Raw genomic sequence first — 3,701 nt, 5'->3', positions numbered from 1 at the left:
GTGTTTGCATAGTCGTTGTTAGTAATTCTCAATAACGTTAGTTAAGCAATTATTATCCCAATTTGCAAAAAACCTCTGCTTAAAGTATGGGAATAGGTAATATTTGCCAGAATGCCTAATAAATAGACTTTTTTGGCTGCACCAATTTGTCACACAAATAGCGTATAATGCCCCAAGGTTGTGAAAATCACTGAAATTGCTTAAACATATAATTTAATAAGCAACGGAAATAACTTAATATATTAGCTATTTAAATGCTTATAGCAGATTAAACAATCCAAAAAAGTCTATTTATTAGGCATTCTGGCAAATATTACCTATTCCCATACTTTAAGCAGAGGTTTTTTGCAAATTGGGATAATAATTGCTTAACTAACGTTATTGAGAATTACTAACAACGACTATGCAAACACCTATTAGAGGATTACGTTCATTTTGTTTTGCGGCAAGAACGTTAAGCTTTAAAGAAGCCGCTAACTTACTTTACCTCACGCCATCCGCTGTTAGTCACCAAATCAAGCAGCTAGAGGAGCAATTAGGTATTGAGCTATTTGAACGCCAAACTCGCTCTATCAATTTAACTGCTGCGGGCAAAAACTTTTATGATTCTGTGTCACCGCTGATCAAAGCACTTGAAAAAACCATCACTGAATTTAGTCAGTTGCAAGAGAATGTCACTATCAGTATTACCTTACCTGAGTTTTTTGCCAGTGAATTATTGATGCCGAAACTCAGTGAGTGGACCACCGAGCACCCGAAAACCAATTTACAACTGAATACCATGAAAACCCGTAAAGAACTGGCTATAAATAGTGATCTATCGATTGTGTTGTCGTCGTCAAAACCTCTTGAAGGCGTGGTACACGAGCTATTCTCTTTACAATACTCTCCGGCATGTAACAAAGAAAACTGGCAACAATGGCATGAAAATCCCCTAGAAGCGTTACAACAAGTACCGCTGATTTTACATAAAGCTCGCCCTTGGGCGTGGCACCAATGGGCTGAACATGTAGGCCTTGATGACTTTTCACCAAAACAAATCATCCAAATCGATAGTATGTTTGGCGTCGCCCGCGCAGCCCAACAAGGCATGGGGATCGCACTTATCCCCTTACCTATTAGCCAAACCTGGTTTGATGAAAGTTGGTTGTTTAACTTTACCGATGAGCCATTAGTAACAAAAGATAAATACTACTTAGTTCAACATGATCCGAGCGAGACCAACGCCTCACTTGAACTATTTATAAAGTGGTTACTAGATACCTTTAAACACTTAAGTGATATTCATAAAATAAAACCCAGTGCATGACTGGGTTTTGATTCTGGATAAACGGGCTGTGGTTAGCTTTGCTCTCGCGCCACAAACTCGAGTACAGTGGCATTAATGCAATACCGATCTTGGCCTTTAGGTCCTTCGCCGGGAAACAAATGCCCTAAATGAATACCAGAAGATTTAGACTTGATTTCAATACGCTGCATGCCATAACTGTTGTCATCATGTAGCGTTACTGTATCTTTAACCGGATGAGTGAATGACAACCAGCCGGTACCCGATTTAAATCTGTCACGCGTATCAAATAAAGGTACTCCACTGAGTTTATCAATAAAAATACCGTCTGGCGTATTTTTGAATATAGCGTATTGCTTACAAAACGGGCTATCTGTGCGGGCATTAAACGCCACCGAATACGCCTCACTATCACCTAATTTAAACGCCCCCAGCGCTTTATAAAATTCAGCCGCTGACACATAACCCTGACGACCATAAACCTCTTTGCCATCTTCTAAAAACAAGATGGTGGGTGTTGCCCAAGTTGGCGTTTTAATTGTTAAGCCATCAAGTTGATCGGCCTTACGATACGTTAACGCAATACTGCCTTTGTACTCATTGCTGACATCTTTTTTAAATTTCTCACAGTATGGGCAATAATCACGTGAATCAATCACAACGATCTGTTTTCCAGCTAATAATGCCGTATTGTCGATTGCATCTTCGGTAACTTTTTCAAATACCACCCCAGTTGAATGATCGGGGCAATAGCCATTCGGATTTTTAACTAAGTAGTCCTGATGATACTCCTCCGCCGGGAAAAACTCAGTGAGCGGTTTAACTATCGTTTTGATAGTACCAAACCCAGCGGCGGTTAATTTACTTTGATATTGCGCCTTTAATTGTTCTACTAGTTTGGCTTGCTCGGCCGTAGTCGTTAAAACAATTGAACGATACTGCGTACCAATATCATTACCTTGACGATTTTTTTGCGTGGGATCATGACTTTCAAAATAATTTTTTAGTAATGTTTCGGCGCTTATAATATTGCTGTTGAAAGTTACTTGAACGACTTCAGCATAATTGTTCTCATCATAGCGGCGTGACTGCTTAGTAATGTTACGATAACTTGCTTTGAACCCTTTGCCATCTGCATAACCAGATTCTGCATCAATCACACCAGCTAGTGCTTCATAGCGCTTTTCAGCGCCCCAAAAGCAGCCAGAGCCAAGTACAATCGTTTCTAAATGCATTGTGGCTTGGACATCTCCGTCTGTTTCATTTTCAAACGACAGCGCATAACTTGCCGCACTGAACAAAACGCTGCAAGTGGCTAATGTAAGCCAATTCTTTGATGTCAACATACCCTACCTCACTCTATTAATTGCTTCATTTTAGTAGACCTTAGAGCGGATACTATTATTTCAGCGGTTAGCATTATTTTATCGCTCATTATCGCAGCTTTACCGAATTCGACTTAACCTGTGAACCTAAGTAAGGTAAAAAGGCTTTTATTTAATATAGGTTTAACAATGAAGACGCTTTTCAATCTATCGGCACTCACACTTGCTGTAACAATCAGTACGCAAACCACGGCCGCAGAGTTTAGTTTTACTAATAAAATTGATGATAACGCCAACGCATTAGTACTGTTTTATGCTAAAGATGGCAGTAATAAGCAGTTCAAATCCCTTAATAAAACACTAAATAACCAATTACAGCGTGCGATTGACAGTAATGACTTTAGTGGCAAGTACGCCAGTGTTGTTGAAGTATTAGCCCCGCATAACAGTGACTTTAATCGTGTGCTTATCGTGGGCACGGGCAAACAAGATAAACTTGATAAAGCGTTAATGAGTAAATTAGGTGGCAATATTCACGCGCAATTACTTGCTAATAAAACAGCGACTGCAACCATCGCTAGCGACGAGTTGGCTGGTGTAAATAGTAATAGCGTATTAGCGGCTAACTTTGCTCATGGTGCGAACCTGCGTGATCACCGCTTTGAAAAATACAAACAAACGGCGAATACCCACACAATCAGTTATAGTGTTGATGTAGATAACGCTAAGCAAGCAAAACGTGAATACGCACAGCTTGAAAGCATTCAGGCCGGCGTATTTTTAGCTCGCGACCTTACCTCAGAAGTTGCCACTGAAATGACCCCTGTAGATTTTGCTAATGCAGCAAAAGAGCTGGAGTCTTTAGGTGTTGAAATCACTATTTTAGAGCCACAGCAATTAAAAGAACTCGGTATGGGCGCACTTGAAGCCGTAGGCCGTGGTAGCCAGCAAGGTGCTCGTTTAGTGGTTGCGCATTACAAAGGTTCAAACGACACCCCTATCGCGCTAGTCGGTAAAGGGATCACCTTTGATTCAGGCGGCTACAGTTTAAAAACTGGCGCATCGATAGCGCGTATGAAGTCAGATAT

At 40.6% G+C, this 3,701-nt stretch carries 3 protein-coding genes; 2 read left to right on the top strand and 1 reads right to left on the bottom strand.

The annotated features are described in order from the left end of the window. The first annotated feature begins 403 nt into the window (after positions 1-403). Entirely contained in the window at positions 404-1,309 is a 906-nt protein-coding gene (locus tag ENH88_RS09515) for a LysR family transcriptional regulator (RefSeq protein WP_304181996.1), read from the top strand. A gap of 32 nt (positions 1,310-1,341) precedes the next feature. On the opposite strand, the gene msrA is transcribed toward ENH88_RS09515, so the two are convergent. Further along, positions 1,342-2,634: a peptide-methionine (S)-S-oxide reductase MsrA gene (gene msrA / locus ENH88_RS09510; protein WP_414704826.1), complete on the bottom strand. Its 1,293-nt coding sequence runs from the start codon at positions 2,632-2,634 to the stop codon at positions 1,342-1,344. 168 nt (positions 2,635-2,802) lie between these two features. On the opposite strand from msrA, the gene ENH88_RS09505 reads away from it, so the two are divergent. Continuing rightward, a partial coding sequence (locus tag ENH88_RS09505) for a M17 family peptidase N-terminal domain-containing protein (protein ID WP_304181994.1) occupies positions 2,803-3,701 on the top strand: 899 nt, incomplete at its 3' end.

Origin of the sequence: Pseudoalteromonas prydzensis, from assembly GCF_011050055.1 — a bacterium.
GTDB lineage: Bacteria > Pseudomonadota > Gammaproteobacteria > Enterobacterales > Alteromonadaceae > Pseudoalteromonas > Pseudoalteromonas prydzensis_A.
Note: the sequence above shows the minus strand (reverse complement) of the source record. Positions and strands in the feature narration are given on the sequence as shown.